Genomic DNA, 17769 nt, shown 5'->3' on the forward strand with positions numbered 1-17769 from the left:
TTAAGGATAAATCATCAAAAACATATAAGCAAACAAATTGACTAAAAGCACAACACCATAAACGATATTCGATTTTCCTTTGCTAAGAGAAAGCATTACGGTAAAAACAGACAGTGCCAAAAGAACAATAGATTTAATATCAAGTCCTAAAACAATAGGAATTCCCAATAAGATACAAACGAGCGCAACAGTTGGAATAGTTAAACCAATACTGGCAAGTGCGGAACCTAAAGCTAGGTTTAGACTCGTTTGCAATCTGTTCTTTTTAGCTGCAATTATCGCTGCAATGGCTTCTGGCAATAAAATGATGATGGCGATTATAACTCCAACCAAAGATTTTGGAAGATTGTGACTTATAATAATAGTTTCAATAGTAGGCGAGAGGGTTTTGGCTAGTAAAACCACAATTCCTAAACTCACCAATAGAAAAAATAGGCTAGTGTAAAATGTTTTATTATTAATTTCAATTGGATGTGTTTTAGATTCGTCTTCGTTTGTAGTATTGGTTAGAAAATATTGGCGATACCCTTTGGTTTGTGCAAACAAAAAAGAACCGTAAATAATCAGACAGGCAATCGAAGCAAAAATAAGCTGAGGCGTTGAATAATAAGAACCATGAACACTTTCTGTAAAAGTGGGGAAAACTAGAGTAAATACAATAATCGAAATAAGCGAAACCAAACCAATGGTTACCGAAGAAGGAGAGAAATTCTGTTCATAATGTTTGATACTTCCAATAAGAAGACACAAACCTATAATTCCATTTAAGATAAGCATAGTTGCAGCATAAACCGTATCTCTGGCCAAAGAAGCTGCCTCTGAACCTTCTGAAAGCATTAAAGAAACAATAATAGAAACTTCAATTACAGTGATTGAAATAGCCAAAATAATCGTACCATAAGGTTCTCCAACACGTTCGGCAATAATTTCTGAATGATGTACAGCCGACATCACACTTAAAATAAGCAGAATACTTGCAACGATTTGAAAAATAGTGCTGTTTTCTATAAGTCCGCTAAATAAGAGCGCCCATGAGAGAATCGGAATTATTATGGTCCACTGTAATAATTGTTTCATTTTTTATAGTTTTTAGAATATAGGCCAACAGAATAGGCGTTTGCCTTTTTTGTAAGATAGAACTTTTATAGCTAAAAATGATAAAAAAAGGCAGTTTTAAGCACTTTTTAAGTTTATTAGAGCGTTTTTTGAATCAAAAAACAGATTTTTTTTAATTTGTATAATCTGCGAAATCTGCAAAATCTGCGAGAGAATATTTTAAGAATTTCGAATAATCTCCTTTCGATGCGATTTTCCCCATTTGATCATTTCTTCGATTACAGGACCAAAAGATTTGCAGTAAGGCGTCGATTCGTATTTGACTTGAATTTCGGCATCGCGGTCTTTGGTTCTTTTTATAAGCATATTGATCTCCATTTCTTTGAGCTCTCGCGAAAGCATGCGTGTCGTAATTCCTGGAATACTGCGTTCGATTTCCCTGAAACGATGATTTCCGTTGCAGATCGAATTGATGATCGGCAAACGCCATTTTCCGCCCAAAACATGCAATGTGTCCTGAAGCGCTTGTACTTCTTCTTTCTGATTTCTTTCCATAACAAAACAGCATTAGTTTAGAAAATTTACTGGTTACAAAGTTATACCATAAATCTAAAATAATGAAGAAAAAGTTTAAGATTAAACGAGAAATTTAAGCTTCAATAATACTTAAAATAGTTTTAGGAATTTCAGCGAAAGCTTCAAAAGAATACGGTTTAATTAAGTAGGCTTTTACACCCATATCATCGCATTTTTCTTTGTAAGAAGGATTAATACTTGTGGAATAAACAAAACACGGAATATTTTTTAATTCATCGTTGCTAAGAATTTCTTGCAAAGCTTCAATACCGTCAATGATAGGCATATTGATATCGGTAAGAATAACATCAGGATTTTCGTTCTGATCGTTTTTTAGGTAATTAAGTAGTTCCTCGCCATTGGCAACCAGACTGACTTTGCTAAAATTTGGATTATTGGTAAAAGTTTCTGTAATAACATCTGCATCATCCGTGTCATCTTCAGCAATTACGATATGTAAATTATATTTTTCCGGCATTTTATAAGATTGGGAAGTAAAGGTTAAATGTTGTGCCTTTGTTCAATGTGCTTTCAACGGTAATATTTCCAGAATGGTTTTCCATAATCTTTTTACAGATCGCGAGGCCAATACCGTTTCCTGAATATTCATTTCTGGCATGCAGGCGCTGAAAAATGACAAATATTTTAAGCAAATGGCTTTCTTCCATTCCAATACCGTTGTCTTTTATCTGAACCTTTACAAATTTAGTATTTTGATTTGGTATTTCAGTATCTAAATTTTCTTCCTGCGAAATTTCTATTACAGGAGCGATATCTGTTTTGCTATATTTAATGGCGTTTGAAATAAGATTAGAGAAAAGTTGTCTCATCTGCACTCGAGAAGCCTTAATAATGGGGACTTTTCCTGTTTTGATAACCGCTTTTTTATCAGAAATTATAATTTCAAAATCCTCAATAACTTCCGAAATTATGGTTCTTAAATCTATTTCTGTTCGTTCTTCCTGCGCGGTATGCGAAGAATACTGCACTAAATCATCTACAAGCGAATTTAATCTTAAAGCCGATAATTTCATCACATTTACAGCTTTTGTATCGGCTTCTTTAAAATAGCTTCCGTCAATTCTGCTAGTATTCATGACAATTTTCCGCAGCGGTTCTTTTAAATCGTGCGAGATTACATGAATAAATTCTTCTAGATTACGATTGATTTTATTCAGTTCGTTTATTTTTTCTTCCAGTTCTTTCTGATGGCGAATTAAAGCTTCTTCATGCTTTTTCTTTTCAGTCAAATCGGTAATCACAACTCCAATAGCTTCTACAGCGGGTTCCAGATCAGTTAAAGCGATATAAGCTGGAAAAGTCTTTTCATTCTCCGATTTTAAAAGTATTTCGTGTTTGGTAATCCCATATCTCAATGCTTCTATTAAAGACACAAACTGCGCTTGATTGGTAAAATACTCATAAATGTACGTTCCCGTTATTTTTTCTGATGGAATGCCAACCAATTTAGAAAAATGCTCATTGCAATACAATATCAGTCCTTTTCTTGAAATGCTCAGCGCGCCTTGACCGAATTTCTCTATAAGAAGACGATACGTATAATCGGCGGTTTCTAGAGAATACAGTTCAGGAACCCCATTGCTGTTTACAACAAGCGCATCGACATCACCTTGCTTTATAGCATTTACGATACTATTTGACTCATAAAGCTCTTCTTTCAATGACTCAATTTCTGCTAGTAATTCTGCTATATTTTTTTTATTCTCCTTCAAACTATTCGCTTATATTAAGTATGTATAATACTTTTTCTTTATCTGATAAATCTCCTAAAATGATTCTTTTAGGTTCTGGCTGTGTTTTGATCAAGGTAGGAATGGCTACAATTTGATGAATCACAGCCTGTTCTTTATCACGGCTGATATCAACAATTTCTAATTCATAATTGTTGGTGAGATAGGTATCGCAAATTTTGCGTAAATTTTCGATTGCATGTCCTGATTTAACAGACATACCTGAAACAAAAAGCATAAACTTATGTTTGGTTGTACTAGTGCCATCAGATGAATCTTCCATAATTAAGAGTTTATAGCTTTGATGTTAAGCCCTACAAGCACTCTTTCTTCATTAGAAAGGTCACCTATAATTTTACGAATAGGCTCAGGAAATTTACGCACCAAAGTAGGTACGGCCAAAATCTGATCGCCTTCTGCCAATTGCGGATTCTTCAGCAAATCGATAATCTCGATGCTGTATTTTCCTTTTAAATGTTCCTCGGCATACTTCTTTATGTTTTCGAGCGCCTTGATCGATTTTGGCGTTTGTCCCGCTATATAAAGCAATAATTGCCATTCGGCTACTTCTTTTTTCATTTTATTTATTTTTTCTTAGAAGACAGTTTTTCCTGCAATTCTTCTGTTGCTTTAAGGATGCTTAGTTCTTCTTCAGCCGATTCAAATTCTGTTCTCAATGCTTCAATATTCGCCTCAAGGACTTTGCGTTTACGCTCAATTTCCCTGTCTTTTCGGCTAATTTCGTTTTGAAGCTTAATATCCGACATGGTTTTTTTGAATTGATAAGATTGTCTTGCCGCTCCCGTCAAAATTCCCTGCGGACCTAATTCTACATCTAGCAATTCGATTCCGTTACTTGTTATGACAAATTCTCTTACTTGGTTAGAATGTCCCATTCCTCGGGCTTTAATGATAAAAATACCGCGGTTTCTTTCGCCAATTCCTTCCATGTCACGAACCGTAATCCAAGTATCCACCAATGAAGAAACCGATTCTTCTGCCAGATCTGGTCTGAAATTATCGGTTTGTTTGTTTAATGACGTAAACATGGCCGTAATATTATTGGCTTTCAGCATATCAATTAACCGTACCAGCATGGAGCGCACTTCGTGTTCGCTTCCTACCGAAATAAGATTACTGATTGGATCAATAATAATGGTAGTAGGCTGAAACTCTTTGATTAGTTTTCTAAGCGTAAGCAAATGCAGCTCTAAACCATTTAATGACGGACGAGAAGAATGTATTTGCAAAATGCCTTTTTTGATGTGTTTTTCCAGATCAATTCCGATTGATTTCATGTTGCGCACCAATTGATGCGGTGATTCCTCAAAAGCGAAATAAATCGTTCTTTCGTTCTTTTCGCATTGTTCATTAGCAAAATAACAGGCAACTGTTGTTTTAGCCGTTCCCGCAGTTCCCGAAACCAAAATATTGCTTCCTCTGTAGAAACCGCCACCATGAAACATTTCATTTAGTCCAGGAACACCTGTAGAAATAATGTCTGAGGAAACTTCGTTATCTAATTTTAGAGAAGTGATAGGAAGAACTGAAATTCCGTCTTCGTCAATTAAAAACGGATACTCATTTGTTCCATGTGTTGAACCTCTGTATTTTACAATTCGAAGCCTTCTAGTCGAAACCTGTTCAATTACACGATGATCGAGAACAATTACGCAGTCCGAAACGTATTCTTCCAGACCTTGACGGGTTAGTGTAGCCTCGCCACGTTCTCCTGTAATAACGGCCGTTACGCCTTTGGTTTTAAGCCAATGGAATAATCTTCGTAATTCTGCCCGTAAAATGGCCTGATTGTCCAGACCAGCAAACAGCGATTCGATGGTGTCCAATACAACACGAGTGGCTTTTATAGAATCGATAGCATGTCCTAAACGAATAAATAAGCCATCAAGATCGTATTCGCCCGCTTCCTCAATTTCTGATCTTTCAACGCGAACATGATCTACAACAAGCTTTTTATCTTTTTTAAGCTGTTCAAGGTCAAAGCCTAATGATTTAACATTTAGAGTCAAGTCATCTGAAGGTTCTTCAAAAGACATGAAAACTCCTGGTTCGTTATGCTCTGTAATTCCTTTTATCAGGAACTGCATAGACAATAAAGTCTTACCGCATCCCGCACCACCGCAGATTAAAGTTGGTCGTCCTTGCGGAAATCCACCTTCTGTAATCTCGTCTAATCCGTCGACTCCAGTAGGAGTTTTTGGAAATATAAAACTATGTGATTTTGTTTTTTCTTGCACGATAATAAATTTCTGTATTACTCAAATATACCTTTTTCTGCAGAATTTTCAATGAATTCTGATTAAGATTTAACAGCCGTTTAATGAAGTTTTAAAAATAAATTAAGAAAAATGATTGAAAAAACTAAAGAAATCGAAGAATTTTAACCAAAAAAGTAAAGAATACGAATTCAATATTTAACATAAAAATGAGACTTTTTACTAAAACTTATTTTTCAATACTATTTTAATGTTAAAATGTACTTCTGGTATACTCTGTGATACTGGTTACAAAGTTATACCATTTTGAATTTACCTTTGTCTCATTAATTTAAAACGCATAAAAAATGGACAATTTAAAAAATAAAGTGGCAGTCATAACAGGCGGAAATAGTGGGATAGGATATGCTACAGCGCAATTATTAAAAGATCAGGGGGCAGAAGTAATTATTACAGGAAGAAGAAAAGAGGCGATAGAAACGGCAGCTTTAGAACTAGGCGTTACAGCCATTACAGCAGACCAATCGAATATTTCTGATATTGAAAAACTAGCTACTCAGGTAAAAGCCGATTTCGGTTCGGTTGATATTTTGTTTATCAATGCAGGAATCGCGGGTTTAGGAACAATTGAACAAACCACAGAAGAATTGTATGATAGCATTATGAACGTAAATCTAAAAGGTGCTTTTTTCACTTTAAGCAAATTTATCCCGATTTTGAAAGATGGTGCTTCGGTGGTATTTCTTTCTTCGAATACTGCGAGTATGCCGGGGCCGGGATCTTCGGTTTATTCGGCGAGTAAAACAGCTTTGAATTCGTTTATGAGATCGGCGGCTTTAGAATTAGCGCCAAGAAAGATTCGTGTCAATTCGGTTAGCCCAGGACCAACTCAAACCGAAGTCATGAACAAAGTAGGTCTAGACGAAGCCACTGTAAAAGGCATTATGGATGTCGTAATAGAAAAAGTCCCGCTAAAACAAATGGGAAGGGCAGAAGATGTGGCTAAAATGGTTTGTTATCTAAGTAGTGAAGCTGCGGTGTTTATGACTGGGGCTGATGTTATTATGGATGGTGGGATGAGTTTGGGGTGAATTCTATTAAAAAATTCTCTTCAAATTTTGGCTATGGTTTTCCGTAATTTTCTCTTGAATTTATTGATGTTATTTGTTTTAAGATTAGTTGGTTAAATCTCTAATCTTATAATAAATGTTTAATTTTAAAAATACATTAATGGAAACAATTGAAGCAATTAAGCCAGGTCCAAAACCAAAAAAGGAAGATGGAACATTAGATGAGAGAAGACGTGTTACACCTGACAAAAAGAAAGATTATCCTCCTCTAAAAGAGCATGATCACAAGCCAAAGGATTAAATGATTTAATTCTAAAAAAAAGAGACAGTGCAACCTGTCTCTTTTAAAATATTTTTTTTAACTCTCATTTGAGAGATTTCTTTTTAAGAATATCATATTTCAAAGTCTATTTTGTTTAATGCAAAATTATATAAAAAGTTTGCACTAGTATAGGCTGCATACGTTTGGTAGTAGTCATTTTTTTCACTATCTCCATAATCACATATTGATTTAATTGATAAGGCTGCTAATGGTTTTGGTTTTGGACAATTTTCACAAGTGTAAAATACGCCATATGCTTCCATATCAATTCCTATAAGTTTTCTACTATGAACTTTTATTTTTGCAAGTGCATTTGCATTTTCAAGTACTGCAGCTCCAGATGCAAAAGGACCAATATGAATGTTTAGTTCGGTATTAATTTTAGTTGCATTCCACTTTTGCTTTATATCATTCAAAAATTCACGATTTCCTTGACACGACATCAAATTTTCTTTTAAATCTGCATTTAGATTTATTGATTTGTAATCAGGGGAAAAATCTTCACTTCCATCAGATGAAGACTTAATTTTTCCACTTCCATAATCAAATGAAATATCGCTAATTAAGATATCTCCAAAATTGCCTATTCCTTTAACACCTCCGGCTATACCTGTCATAGCTAAATATCTTGGGCGAAAATTATTAATTAATTTATTTGTTAAAACTGAGGCTGCAACCATTCCCATTTGAGGAGCAGAAGCAGCAACCACACTAATTTTTTTATCATTTTGAACAAAATGACCTCTAAAGTATTCAGTTGAATCATTATTGAGTTTGAAAGATTCCCAATTTGCATTCAAATTTAGAATACTGTCAAGTTCAGGACTTCTTAATGCTGTAATTATTGCTAGATCATATTGATACTTGCGGGCAGTAGAATTTTGTAAATCAATTTTTGATTTTATTAAATAATCAATTTTTGTGATGATTTTTGTTTGCCAATTTATAGAATCCTCTTCATATTTAATTAGACTCCAAAGCTCATTTTCAAATCTAGAATGAAAATTTTCTATGTACTCATTAAATGCAGAAAAACCAATTATATGGAATGGTTTGATTAATTTACCACTTCCACGATTAATATCATCTAGAAAATTTATACCATTTTCAGGTAATGGATCATCACCATCTCGAAGAGGTATTCCTAAGTCGAGGATAAGTAAATCAAAATGATTTATACTTAGCATTTTTTTTGCAGAAATTATATTTGTGCACGTTTCGATTTCAATTTGTCCTGTATATTTTTCTGTTATTTGTCTTAAAGCTTTTATTTTATTCTGATTATCATCAACGATTAAAATTCCTATCATAATACTAAAGAGTTGTTTTTTCAATTATATTTTTAAGTTCTTTTTGCCATATTGATTTATCAGCGGAATAAAAAACAGTATCAACATATAAGACAGGAAATTGTTCTCTCAATTTTTGTTTCAAATCTTTTAATTCAATTAATGATTCACCTTCACCAAAAGTTTCAAATTGTGTTACTACAATAACTTTTATATCAATATTTTTTCTTTTCAATTCGCGTAATATATCGAAACCTGCTAATTTTCTGAATTTATATCCATCTTCTCCAGGCTTGATATCAAAATTTGGAAGTTGCATATCTAACAACAACAAATCATATTTGTTTAATAATATTTCTTTAAGACCGGATTGGTAAGATTTTTTTAATTCAGAATAATAATCAGTAAATGTTTTCGAAATAAACTCAAGTATTTGTTTAGATTTATTAGGATCGTCTTCAATTATTAATATTTTCATTGTATACTATTTTTTGCAAATTATTTATTTCGAAGTTAATAAGTGTTTTAAATATTCTTTGTTCGTCAACCTTATGAATTACAATAGAGTAATTTTTTCTGCTTAAGTCAATAACGAGAGTTTTTCGGATTTTTATATAGCCAGTCCCATCTTCAGCTCTTGTTTTTTCATTATCATGAGTTTCTAATAATAATTCCATAGTATTATTTATTTTTTTGTTGATTTCTTCTAAAGAAAGACTTTTGGAAAAATTATTTTCTACTATTAATGAAAATATATTATTGTTAATATTTGCTTCTATTTTAATGTTTAACTCTCTTGAACTTAATTTTGAATGAGCTAAGATATTATGAAATAAATTTTGCATTATGTAAGTAAAATGAGGAAAGTTTTCTCCTTCAAATTTTATATTACAATCAATTTCAATTTTCGGATTTAGATTACTAAACTCTTTAAAGATTCTCTTCAAAATGGTTAGAGAGGCATTTATTGGTAAATCAATTTCAAATTCATTAATACTTTTACTATTACTTCTTTTAAACCAAGATGATATTTTATCTAATTCATTTGATATTTCAGTTTGACAAGATATGATATTACTTATTATTTCATTTAATTCTGAATATTCAAATTTATCTATTTGGGTTTCTAAATTTCTTGATAAATCTGCTAAAAGTTTAATCATTTGGGGTTTAACAGTATTCGAAATATTATCTCTTATGTTATATAAGATTTTTTCTGTTCTCTCCCACAAAATTGCTATCACCGCATCAAAGAAATCTTCGTATTGATTTATTCCTCCGATTTGATGCTTAAAAATTTGAATAAGTTCAAATTCACTAAATGAATAATCAAAAAGTCCTTCAGAATTTTTTTTCTCTGTTTTAATTTGAATTTTATTATTTTTTAAATCATTACAAATATTATCAATTTCGGATGAAAACTTAGACATTAAATCATCAAAAACATTTTCTATTAGTTTTGATTTCAAATGTAATTTGTCTTTCCAAAAAATATTCTCTTGATATTTATTAGAAGTATCTTCTTTTTTAGTAATAAGATTATAGAGTTCAAAGACACTTCTTATTTCACCTAATAGAGTTCCATGTCTAATTCTCATGCTTAAATAAGTATCTATTCCAAATTCATTACTTGCAATGAATTTGTCTCTTATTTTTGAAAACATATCTGAAAATTGTGTAAATCTAGAGTAACTGGTTAATTGTACAGATTGACTTGAATCGTTTTTTGCTTCTGCATTTTTTGTAAAATACGGTATAAGAACCCTTTCCGTAGTGTCATCAATTTTTTTTATTTGCTCAATAGGCAAATTGAATAAATTTAAACTCCTTTCAAAACTTTCTCTAATTTCTTTCTCTAAAGAATTTTTGATTCCATTAACATCAACATAAATTTTACTTTCATCAATTTGTTTTATACCTCTTCGTATTAATTGATTTCTGTTTATTTCTGCTATTTCATTGATATAATCTTCAAAGTTTTCACTATCTAATTCGGACAATAGACGACAAATTTCAACTCTTTCATTGTCCAACTCATCTTGACTCTCGAAAGAAGGAGAAGAATCATATATTTCTTGTTTGCAGATATTTTTTAAAAAATAAATTAATTTAGGTTTACTAAATTTTTTCTGATTTTTTTCTAACTCTTTTGGGAAATCTAGCTGTTCATAAGCCATGAATTCATCATATGCAATCCAAAGGTCATTGTCATCAATTAGTTGTTGATAATAATGAAGAAGAATAGAGGAGGATATATTTTGCAATAATTTCTCATTATTAAATGAAGTTATTTTGTCTATAAGAAATTTACTGCATAATCTGTTTTTTAAATATTTGTTTGTAAATAAACTTTCGATTGTCAAATCTATGGCTTTATCTAATTCATCTAGATTTAACAAACACTTAAGTTTAGAATGAATGAGATCTTCTTGATTGTGGGGTAAATTAATCTCATATTTAAAATTTATATCATTTTCTAAATCAACATATTTTTCTAAAGCATTTTTGAAATCTTGATTAGCTTCTAGAATTTTTACGTTATAAAAAGCTTCACGATATGAAGCTGTTTTATTTTCATCATAAATAATATTGTTCTCTAAATTAAAGAGTTTTGAGCAAATGTTTTTCCAAAAAGAGATAGTTTGATTAGTGTTATTAGTAGAAAACTTATTCAAATAATCAATTGAAGATTTTTTTAATATTATTGCAAACGCAGGGTTATAATAACTAGAATACATCAATGAAAATTGTTGTACACTCATAGTTGTGTTATAATTAGAATTTTCAGATGAAAAGTAAAAATATAATTTAGATGTCCATGAATTTAAACCTAAAGAATTATATATTTTATATAAATAGCCAATAGAATCATGATAATAATTGTTTTTTCTTATAACATTGTTTAAAGCAGATAATGTTTGATTTGCAATAGAATTGGAATTGAAAAAATTTTCAAAATCAAGTCCCAAATTTATTAATGACTTAATGTATAGGTGGTAAACTTCAAAGAAAAGACTATTCTTCAATAATAATTCTTTTGTTTTATCAATTACTTCATAATATTGACCTTCTGTATAATAATCGAGAATTTTTAAATATAAGATATTATCGTCTGAAAATTTAATATCAATGGGTTCTTCAAGATAAATTAATAAATTACTTATTCTTGCATCATTTACTAAACTACTTAACTCGATTAAAGATTTTTTTATTGATTCAATGTGTAAAGGATTTTTTTCTCTAAGTGACAATATTAAACTTATAAAATCAATATATAAGTTGTAATTATCTATAATACTAAACCCATTGAGAAAACCAAGAATAAAACCGCTATTTGTAACGGGATCACTTTTAAAAAAATTTAATTTAAAATTTAGTAGATCCTGTAGATAAGATGGATGTTTTTTTACATATTGCTCTAAAATTTCTTCATACGTAAAAAACGATAAATTTTTTTCAACTCGTATGCTTTGGTATCTTGCGAATATATTTGTTAAATCTTGGTTTTCAGAATTAATTAATTCAGCCAAGATTTCTTTGTTTTTTTTGAAACCACCTTGATATTCTGCAATTATAAAATTTTGCTCTATTGACCAATGTGAAATACAAATTTCTTCATTAATTTTTTTTAATATTTCTTTTGCAACATCATAATTACCAAGAAGAATATTTGAGTAAAGAACATCTTTTAATTCTATGTATAAATTAATTTGTTCTTTATACTTCTTAATGTTATAAGTATACCATCTAATTTCTTTTATAATATCATTATGTGAGTAAGTGTGCCCACTTTCACCTAATTGAGAAAATGTTTTTGGTAAAGGATTTCCATTAATTGCATTAAAATTGTCAAGAGTAAAAGAGTTTAAAACCTGCAGTTGCTTACTTTCATCATCGTATGAATATTTTAAATTATGCAATATTTGCTGAACGGGAATTCTATTTTTTTTCTTTTGATTTTTTATATCACGTTCTATTTTTCTTCGAGTAGATCTATTTGACATTGGTTAGATGATTTTAACACGAAATATACAATAAAAAATATTTAATTAATTAGAAAATTTATAAAGTAAAAAAGATTCTTTCATTTTGTATATTATTAGCATTCTAGAGAGAAACAAAAATCAAAACCCTCAATCTCAAAGACCAAGGGTTTTAATTTTTTCAAAAAGAATAAACCTTACTCCAAATCCAGATAAGGATCTAAAATTTCGGCTAGTTCATTGAGCCAATAGAAGCTGTCTCCAAGTTTGGCAGCGTTTAGCTGAATGTTTTCTTGATCGTTTAGAACGCCCAAAGCGAGGGTTAGATTTACCTGTCTTATGGCTCTGGCCATATCGAGTGGGTCAATTCTGTCGTTGAAGAAATTCATTAGACCGATTTCGGCTTCTTTTGAAAGGGTTTTGGTACTCATAACTCTGTAATTTAGGAAATATAAAACCCATGTAGCTTAGGTGTCCTACGCTTACAGAAGCGTTACGGTTGTTTCCAATGCCGCCACCATACCACATGGGCAAGAAGTTTTTTAAGTATCATAATTCTGTAATTTAGGAAGCGCAAATATATTAAAAAAGAAGTTGGTTTATTACTGTAAAAAGTAATACAATTCTTAAAGAATAATTTCCTAAAAACTTCCTTTTGAAAATGAGTGCCCTAGCCCCGATAGAAGTGAAAATCCTTTTGTGCTGGGGTTCAGCACAAAAGATTGTAACGGATAGCGGGAAATAGCTCCTAATTAATATCAATGCTTCATTTTAGCTCAATTTATTGGTGCAGATTAAAATTTTGGTTCTAGAAAAGAAGGGTCATTTAGGCACTTATTTGGTTTCAAATTATAATGTGAAACAAAGTAAGCGACTGATTTTTAGTTTTATTTATTCGGTGAATTTAATTTTATAGGAAAGAATTTTATACGACGATCGAGAAAATAAATTTTCAATGAATAATCTAACTTTTAAATTTATGAGAAATGCTTTTCTAATAATTGGAGTTTGTTTGAGTGCAATTTTGTTCTCCTGCAAAAAAGATAAAAATACGGAGCAGTCAAGTTCTGAAACTGGAAAGTCTGAAACTGCCGACTCGACATTAATTGCCGATCGAGGTTGGCCTCGCGAAGCCGAAAATAACGGGACAAAACTGGTTTATTATCAGCCTCAGGTAGACGACTGGAAAGATTTTAAAGAAATTACTGCTAGAGTGGCTTTTTCGCTGACTCCAAAAGATGGAAAACAGGTTCTGGGAGTTGCTTCTTTGAAAGCGGAAACATTGGTAGACAAAGACAACAGAAGTGCTTTTATCAAAAATCTTCAGGTAACCGATATCCGGTTTCCAGCTCTTGACGAAAAGAAAGTTCCTGAAATGGAAAAGCTGTTTAAAGAAACGCTGCCTCATAGTGGAGATCCTATTTCGGTAGATCGTATTTTGGCAGATTTGAGTCATACCAAAAGTCCGCCAAAGGGAATTGCGGCTAAAAACGATCCTCCTGCGATTTTTTACAGCACGAATCCGTCGATTTTGCTTATTGTGCAAGGCGAACCAGTTTTGGTGCCTGTAGAAAAAACGGATATTCAATATGTGGTAAATACCAATTGGGATTTGTTTTTTGATAAAACGACAAAGGATTATTATTTATTGGTGGAAAATATCTGGCTGACTTCGAAAAATGTGGCGGGCAAATGGACTAAAACAACCAAATTGCCTTCGGGTTTAAGTAATCTGCCTTCGGGTCAGAATTTTGATGATGTTAAGAAAATGATTCCGCCTCCGTCTTCTGGTGGAGCTCCAGAGGTTTTCTACAGCAATAAACCTGCAGAGTTGATTGCGATAAACGGAAGTCCGAAATTCGTTAAAATTCCAGGAACTAAATTGTTATATATTGACAATACCGAGAATGATGTTTTTGCTGATGAAAACAAAGGCCAGTATTATGTATTATTGTCTGGAAGATGGTTTAAGTCTAAAGAATTAACTGGACCGTGGAGTTATGCCAGTAATAGCCTTCCTGCCGATTTTGCTAAAATTCCGAAAGATTCTCCGCGTGCCAATGTATTGTCATCGGTACCGGGAACTCAGGAAGCGAATGATGCTGTAATGTTATCGCAAGTTCCGACAACGGCTATTTTAAAGAAATCGGATGCTGAAGCGAAAGTAAAAGTATCGTATGATGGTGGAACGCCTCAATTTAAACCTATCGATGGAACGAAAATGCAATACGCAAGCAATACGCAGGAGAAGATTATAAAAGTGGGAGATTTGTATTATTTGTGCTTTCAGGCGGTTTGGTTTATGTCGACAAGTCCAAACGGACCTTGGAAAACATGCGATTCTGTTCCGCAAGAAATTTATACGATTCAGCCAAGTTCGCCAGTTTATAATGTTACGTATGTAACGCAAACCACAACCGACACAACAGTTGAAAGTAGTGCAACAGCGGGTTATTTGGGTGCTTTTATTATTGGAGCAACATTTGGCGCTATTTTGACTTATGGCACAGGATGGTATTATCCGCCTTATATGTATTACGGCGGACTGTATCCAATTTATCGTCCGTGGCCTTATGCGTACGGAGGAGGAGCGGTTTACAATCCGTGGACGGGAGGTTATGCCGCAGGAAGACGCGTTTACGGACCTTATGGCGCGGCTGGAACTTCGGCTTGGTACAATCCTGCAACGGGAAGATACGGACGTTCTGCAAGTGTGCAAGGATGGTATGGCGGACGCACAGCTGCAAGTACATATAATCCGTGGACGGGAAATTATGCGAGAACCAATCAAGGACATAATGCGTATGCACAATGGGGACATTCGGCAGCGACAAACGGAAATCAGTGGGCGCAGACAGGGCATATCACTACACGACGCGGGACAGCAATTGGTTATGAAACTTCGGGCGGAAATAAAGGTGTAATTACACACAGAAGAGGTGGAGGAACTACAATTCATACGAATAATAACTTATATGCTGGTCACGACGGACATGTTTATAAAAGAGACGCCAACGGAAACTGGAGCCATTATAATAACGGAAACGGTGGTTGGACGCAAGCGGGAACTTTAGGTTCATCCAAAAAAGCAGGTGAAGGGATTCAGAATAGAGCAAATAAAGGCCTTGGAGCAAACGGAGCAGGAGAGAGAATTCAACGCGATAATCAAGGTCTTGGTGCAAATGGAGCAGGAGAACGTATGCAGCGCGACAACCAAAATCTAGGAGGCGAAACTAGAATGGGTGACGGAATACAACGAGACAATTTCCCGAAAGCAGATCAAACGCTTGGACAGCCAAATAAACCGCTTGGTGAAGCGGGTCGTCCTGATGTTACACATGATTTAGACCGTTCGGCTATTTCGAGAGATCGCGGTGAAATGCAAACGCGAAATTTCCAAAATATCCAAAGAGGCGGCGGCGGATTTAATGGCGGTGGCGGTGGCTTCGGCGGCGGTGGTTTTAGAGGTGGCGGAGGCTTTAGAGGAAGAAGATAAAAGTGAAGGTTAATTTTAATTCAGAAAATCAGGATGCGGTGAAATGCTAATCCTGATTTTTTTTTTGAAATTTTAATTTTTGAAAACCCAAATTCCAAATCAAATAATCGGAATTTTGAACTTCAATTTTTTTCCGATTTTCCTTATATTTAACATTCAAAAAATCAGATAGATGAATTCTAACAAACTTTTATTGGGGCTTTTATTTGCGGTACAAATAGTATTAGGGCAGACGAAATCAGATTCTATTTTAAAACAGCTGAGTAAACAGCATCAGTTTGCTAAAATGGACAGTCTTAACAGCAAGGAAAAGGGTAAAGATTATTATTTCTATAAAGGATTATATGCCAATGTGTGCAATAAACCAAAGCTGTCAAATCAGTATTTGGACAGTCTGAAAAATAACGAACTTATAAATAGTTATGAATTTACAAAGCTAAAAGATGATAATTACATCAAACTCTTTAGTTATAATTCGGCTTATATGGCTTCTAAAATTTTGACGATGAAATTTCAGCAGCGTTTTACCAAAGAAGAACTTCAGGATGAAATAAATACACAGCAAATTTGGAAGACGCTTAGAGGTACTAGGCCACAATCTATAGATAAGTTTACTAAAATTACTGTTGCCGCTGTAAAAGACAAAGCGGGTTTGATTACAACAGAGGTTAAAGCAAAAGATACGCTGTCTCATTTTGTTTTTGATACTGGGGCAGGAATTAGCTGTATTACCGAAAGCATTGCAAAGAAAATGGGAATTAAAATTCTTCCAGACAATGATATTTCGGTGGAGAGTTTTACAGGACAGAAAAATAAAGTCCGTATTGGTGTTGCGTCGGAGATTAATTTAGGAGAATTGAAAATTCATAACGCGGTGTTTTTAGTATATCCTGATAAGGCTTTTACTTTTGCAGATGGAGCGTATGTGATTAACGGAATTATTGGTTTTCCGATAATAAAAGAGTTAGGAACAATTACTTTTGAAAAAGATAAATTGACGTTTTCTAAAGAATCAGAATCAGGTACAAACGAAAAAAACTTGTTTGTAGACGAACTAAGAGCGATTGTAATGCTGAAGTATAAAAGCAAGACCCTACCATTTAATTTTGACAGCGGCGCAAAAGTAAGTTTGTTTAATAAAGCTTTTTACGAAACGTTCAAAACCGATCTTGATTCCATAGGCACTTTAGAAACGACAAAATCATCTAGCGCTGGTGCAGAAGTTGTTTCGACTGAAGTTTTGGTTTTAAAAGATCAGCCAATATCACTCGGTAACAAAACAATTCAGCTTCCAAAGATGGAAATTGCCCCAAAGGATTACGGCGTTTATGGCGAAGTAAACTATGGGAATATTGGTCAAGATGTACTCGGCCAATTTGAAAAGGTTGTGATTAGTTTTGAAGGCAATTATTTGAAATTAGAGAATTAGAATTAACCATAGAAGAATTATATAAATCAGGATAGTAATAACATACTATACCTGATTTTTTTTGATAACTGCTTATTTAACCGCAAAGTTCGCAATCCCGATAGCTATCGGGATACGCAAAGTACACAAAGATATTTTTAGAGTTAATTTATTTCAAGTATTAAGAACGCAAAGCTTTGTGGATCAAACTTTACGAAGTTGTAATTTTTTTAGCCACAGATTTCACAGATTAACACAGATTAGAAAATTCTTTTAATCCTTTTAATCTGTGGCAAAAAAATAAAGACAAAGTTTTTCGAATTTTTATTCTAGCCACAGATTTCACGGATTAACACAGATTAGAAATCCTTTTAATCCTAATAATCTGTGGCAAAAAAATAAAGACAAAGCTTTGCGAATTTTTATTCTAGCCACAGATTTCACGGATTAACACAGATTAGAAAATCCTTATAATCCTAATAATCTGTGGCAAAAAAATAAAGACAAAGCTTTGCGTTCTTAGCGTTTATACTAGGTTATGCTTAAAAAAATCTTTGCGCTCTTTGCGTTAAAAATTCTTT

At 32.9% G+C, this 17769-nt stretch carries 15 protein-coding genes; 4 read left to right on the forward strand and 11 right to left on the reverse strand.

Annotated features, from left to right (window positions below; translation table 11 throughout):
- The 7 genes from AC1Q5Z_RS04640 to kaiC all read right to left on the reverse strand — a co-directional run bounded on the left by AC1Q5Z_RS04640 (position 1) and on the right by kaiC (position 5641).
- Positions 1-1077, reverse strand: a complete 1077-nt coding sequence (locus AC1Q5Z_RS04640; protein ID WP_177209807.1) for a calcium:cation antiporter — start codon at positions 1075-1077, stop codon at positions 1-3.
- 198 nt (positions 1078-1275) lie between these two features.
- The gene (locus AC1Q5Z_RS04645) at positions 1276-1611 is read right to left on the reverse strand and encodes a winged helix-turn-helix transcriptional regulator (RefSeq protein ID WP_492443929.1); all 336 of its coding nucleotides are present in this window, start codon (positions 1609-1611) and stop codon (positions 1276-1278) included.
- 94 nt (positions 1612-1705) lie between these two features.
- A complete protein-coding gene (locus AC1Q5Z_RS04650; RefSeq protein ID WP_492443930.1) occupies positions 1706-2110 on the reverse strand; it encodes a response regulator in 405 nt (134 codons plus the stop codon).
- Position 2111: 1 nt separating this feature from the next.
- Complete coding sequence (locus tag AC1Q5Z_RS04655; protein WP_492443931.1) at positions 2112-3365, reverse strand: ATP-binding protein; 1254 nt, start codon at positions 3363-3365, stop codon at positions 2112-2114.
- Position 3366: 1 nt separating this feature from the next.
- Entirely contained in the window at positions 3367-3666 is a 300-nt protein-coding gene (locus tag AC1Q5Z_RS04660; protein ID WP_492443932.1) for a circadian clock KaiB family protein, read from the reverse strand.
- A gap of 2 nt (positions 3667-3668) precedes the next feature.
- Positions 3669-3962, reverse strand: a complete 294-nt coding sequence (locus tag AC1Q5Z_RS04665; RefSeq protein WP_492443933.1) for a circadian clock KaiB family protein — start codon at positions 3960-3962, stop codon at positions 3669-3671.
- Between the two features lie 5 nt (positions 3963-3967).
- On the reverse strand, positions 3968-5641 hold the full coding sequence (kaiC, locus tag AC1Q5Z_RS04670) for a circadian clock protein KaiC (RefSeq protein ID WP_492443934.1): 1674 nt from the start codon (positions 5639-5641) through the stop codon (positions 3968-3970).
- Positions 5642-5967: 326 nt separating this feature from the next.
- Between kaiC and AC1Q5Z_RS04675 the strand changes: the two genes are divergently transcribed.
- A complete protein-coding gene (locus AC1Q5Z_RS04675) occupies positions 5968-6711 on the forward strand; it encodes an SDR family oxidoreductase (protein WP_492443935.1) in 744 nt (247 codons plus the stop codon).
- Between the two features lie 139 nt (positions 6712-6850).
- Entirely contained in the window at positions 6851-6991 is a 141-nt protein-coding gene (locus tag AC1Q5Z_RS04680; protein WP_308854771.1) for a hypothetical protein, read from the forward strand.
- 92 nt (positions 6992-7083) lie between these two features.
- Here AC1Q5Z_RS04680 and AC1Q5Z_RS04685 read toward each other — a convergent pair whose 3' ends face one another.
- The 4 genes from AC1Q5Z_RS04685 to AC1Q5Z_RS04700 all read right to left on the reverse strand — a co-directional run bounded on the left by AC1Q5Z_RS04685 (position 7084) and on the right by AC1Q5Z_RS04700 (position 12715).
- The gene (locus AC1Q5Z_RS04685) at positions 7084-8346 is read right to left on the reverse strand and encodes a phosphorylase family protein (RefSeq protein WP_492443936.1); all 1263 of its coding nucleotides are present in this window, start codon (positions 8344-8346) and stop codon (positions 7084-7086) included.
- Positions 8327-8779, reverse strand: a complete 453-nt coding sequence (locus AC1Q5Z_RS04690) for a response regulator (RefSeq protein ID WP_492443937.1) — start codon at positions 8777-8779, stop codon at positions 8327-8329. Before AC1Q5Z_RS04690 ends, AC1Q5Z_RS04685 begins: the two co-directional genes overlap by 20 nt.
- Positions 8760-12305, reverse strand: coding sequence for a hypothetical protein (locus tag AC1Q5Z_RS04695; protein WP_492443938.1), 3546 nt, complete (start codon positions 12303-12305; stop codon positions 8760-8762). The genes AC1Q5Z_RS04690 and AC1Q5Z_RS04695 overlap by 20 nt, the downstream gene beginning before the upstream one ends.
- A 176-nt stretch (positions 12306-12481) precedes the next feature.
- Positions 12482-12715 carry a hypothetical protein gene (locus AC1Q5Z_RS04700; RefSeq protein WP_095931884.1) on the reverse strand — a complete coding sequence of 78 codons (234 nt, stop codon included), beginning with the start codon at positions 12713-12715 and terminating at the stop codon, positions 12482-12484.
- A gap of 548 nt (positions 12716-13263) precedes the next feature.
- On the opposite strand from AC1Q5Z_RS04700, the gene AC1Q5Z_RS04705 reads away from it, so the two are divergent.
- A complete protein-coding gene (locus AC1Q5Z_RS04705; protein ID WP_492443939.1) occupies positions 13264-15780 on the forward strand; it encodes a dermokine domain-containing protein in 2517 nt (838 codons plus the stop codon).
- 172 nt (positions 15781-15952) lie between these two features.
- Positions 15953-17209 carry an aspartyl protease family protein gene (locus tag AC1Q5Z_RS04710; RefSeq protein ID WP_492443940.1) on the forward strand — a complete coding sequence of 419 codons (1257 nt, stop codon included), beginning with the start codon at positions 15953-15955 and terminating at the stop codon, positions 17207-17209.
- Positions 17210-17769 lie beyond the last annotated feature (560 nt).

Source organism: Flavobacterium sp. GW823-FHT06G12 (assembly GCF_058794775.1).

Excerpts from the sequence above, each read along its gene's own strand:
- AC1Q5Z_RS04690 (WP_492443937.1), bottom strand. The coding sequence starts at position 8,779 with ATGAAAATATTAATAATTGAAGACGATCCTAATAAATCTAAACAAATA.
- AC1Q5Z_RS04680 (WP_308854771.1), top strand. The coding sequence starts at position 6,851 with ATGGAAACAATTGAAGCAATTAAGCCAGGTCCAAAACCAAAAAAGGAA.
- AC1Q5Z_RS04700 (WP_095931884.1), bottom strand. The coding sequence starts at position 12,715 with ATGAGTACCAAAACCCTTTCAAAAGAAGCCGAAATCGGTCTAATGAAT.
- AC1Q5Z_RS04660 (WP_492443932.1), bottom strand. The coding sequence starts at position 3,666 with ATGGAAGATTCATCTGATGGCACTAGTACAACCAAACATAAGTTTATG.
- AC1Q5Z_RS04705 (WP_492443939.1), top strand. The coding sequence starts at position 13,264 with ATGAGAAATGCTTTTCTAATAATTGGAGTTTGTTTGAGTGCAATTTTG.
- AC1Q5Z_RS04645 (WP_492443929.1), bottom strand. The coding sequence starts at position 1,611 with ATGGAAAGAAATCAGAAAGAAGAAGTACAAGCGCTTCAGGACACATTG.
- AC1Q5Z_RS04710 (WP_492443940.1), top strand. The coding sequence starts at position 15,953 with ATGAATTCTAACAAACTTTTATTGGGGCTTTTATTTGCGGTACAAATA.
- AC1Q5Z_RS04640 (WP_177209807.1), bottom strand. The coding sequence starts at position 1,077 with ATGAAACAATTATTACAGTGGACCATAATAATTCCGATTCTCTCATGG.
- AC1Q5Z_RS04665 (WP_492443933.1), bottom strand. The coding sequence starts at position 3,962 with ATGAAAAAAGAAGTAGCCGAATGGCAATTATTGCTTTATATAGCGGGA.
- AC1Q5Z_RS04695 (WP_492443938.1), bottom strand. The coding sequence starts at position 12,305 with ATGTCAAATAGATCTACTCGAAGAAAAATAGAACGTGATATAAAAAAT.
- AC1Q5Z_RS04650 (WP_492443930.1), bottom strand. The coding sequence starts at position 2,110 with ATGCCGGAAAAATATAATTTACATATCGTAATTGCTGAAGATGACACG.
- AC1Q5Z_RS04675 (WP_492443935.1), top strand. The coding sequence starts at position 5,968 with ATGGACAATTTAAAAAATAAAGTGGCAGTCATAACAGGCGGAAATAGT.